The sequence below is a fragment of the Bacillus sp. SIMBA_074 genome, from assembly GCF_046534555.1.
Lineage (GTDB): Bacteria > Bacillota > Bacilli > Bacillales > Bacillaceae_G > Bacillus_A > Bacillus_A mycoides.
Genome location: NZ_JAWRYM010001145.1, coordinates 1 through 240, shown reverse-complemented (window position 1 = coordinate 240; position 240 = coordinate 1). Strand labels below are relative to the sequence as shown.

Here is a 240-nt window from a genome sequence, read left to right as displayed (position 1 = left end):
GACCGTTTGCAGCGGATGCTTGAGACCGCATTCACTCAAGGAGACGCGGGAACCGTCGCCGACCGTCGCGCTTTCGAGGAGCCGGACCTAGTTGTCCCCCGTGTCCACATCGAAACCTTGATTCTTTACGGCACGACCGACGCCTACGCAACTGTGCACGACGCACAGTGGTACGCACATGCAGCGCATGAGGCGCGTGTCGAACGCGTCGACGGAGGTGCGGACATCATAGGCAAGCAC

General features: G+C 61.2%; 1 protein-coding gene. It reads left to right on the top strand.

The window, feature by feature from the left end; translation table 11 throughout:
- Positions 1-240 (top strand): hypothetical protein (locus SB773_RS34325; protein ID WP_410594989.1); only part of this gene is annotated, 240 nt, incomplete at both ends.